Source organism: Plesiomonas sp. (genome assembly GCF_051650925.1).
In the GTDB taxonomy this organism is placed as follows: domain Bacteria; phylum Pseudomonadota; class Gammaproteobacteria; order Enterobacterales; family CAMTGL01; genus Plesiomonas.
Genome location: NZ_JBOFRH010000440.1, coordinates 1 through 1199 on the forward strand (window position 1 = coordinate 1; position 1199 = coordinate 1199).

Consider the following 1199-nt stretch of genomic DNA (forward strand, 5'->3'; position numbering starts at 1 on the left):
CAAAGTGTTCGACCCAACATGGGTGGATGTAAACACCCCACAAGCCCCACATGCGTTTGGCTTGAGTGAGGGTTTTCCAAGTACTGCCTATAACGGCGCAACATTTGAAATTCGCAGCAAAGGGATTAACACCCCCTCAACCGCCTACAATAGTTACTACAACTGGGCAGTAAGCAGCGGGCAAACGTGGGTCAATGTTGATGATAAAGGCGTTGTGACCTTTACCGGAAAAGCCGTTGAGGGTGAAAGCAACATTACTATTACCGCAACCCCGAAAAACAGTGGGGCAATCGGTACGCAAACGTATCAAATCAACCTGCAAGACTGGTTTATAGATAAAGGCACTGCCAGCACACCAGAAGAGGTTGCCTCTCAGTGTCAGGCCGAAGGTGCAGGTTATGATGCCGTGCGAATGTCACGTTTAAATGAAATTTATAAAGATGATAAACATGGAAGGGGTGAAGACTCGTTTTACCCAGGAAGCCCGTGGGGGCATACCATTACAATGCACAAATCTGCTGAACGCAGTGCACGCACTGGTCTATTGCCTGAGTGGGGTGCTTTTGGTTCTTATACCGTTGGTGAAGAAAATATTGTGCCATGGACAGAATATAAACATGATGGGGTAAATCAAATTGCGGTATTAAGACGTTATCAGGCTAATGACCCTTATTATCCAAGTGGAAAATACCATTACTATGATAACTATCCGAAAACGGGTGTTTTAATTTGTACAACTAACCTATAACGCTATAAAGAGTACAGGGTAACCCTGTACTCTTTTTTTATTTTATGTGTTGAGCATAAATAGCGTTATATCCCCGGTTATTGCCAGAGATAATGATTTAAATATCCACCGCATCATCAATATCACACGCTATACTTTTTGTGTATTTCTTGACTTTTGTTTTTATCATTTATGATTAATAGGGATAGAAGAATGAATAAAATATACCGACATACACTGCTGTGTTCAGCGTTACTGCTAGCCGTATTGCCTCCGGTCATTGCGCAGGAAAATGCGGTATCGCAAACCGCTATGTCCAATCTGCCACAAAAAGCCACGTTGATTGAAAATGCACGCATTTTTACTGGCACAGGCACTGAATTAACGCCACCGTCTAATGTGCTGATTATCGGCAATAAAATCAGCGCTATCAGCCAAAATAAAATTGAAAAACCGGCCAATCTTGAGATCA

Annotated in this window: 1 protein-coding gene and 1 pseudogene; both read left to right on the forward strand. The window is 42.6% G+C overall.

Annotated features, from left to right (window positions below):
* Positions 1-748, forward strand: a pseudogene (locus ACRC27_RS10670) (hypothetical protein); the annotation flags it as partial.
* Positions 749-940: 192 nt separating this feature from the next.
* Positions 941-1199: hypothetical protein (locus ACRC27_RS10675; RefSeq protein WP_438639852.1), on the forward strand; the 259-nt coding region annotated here is incomplete at its 3' end.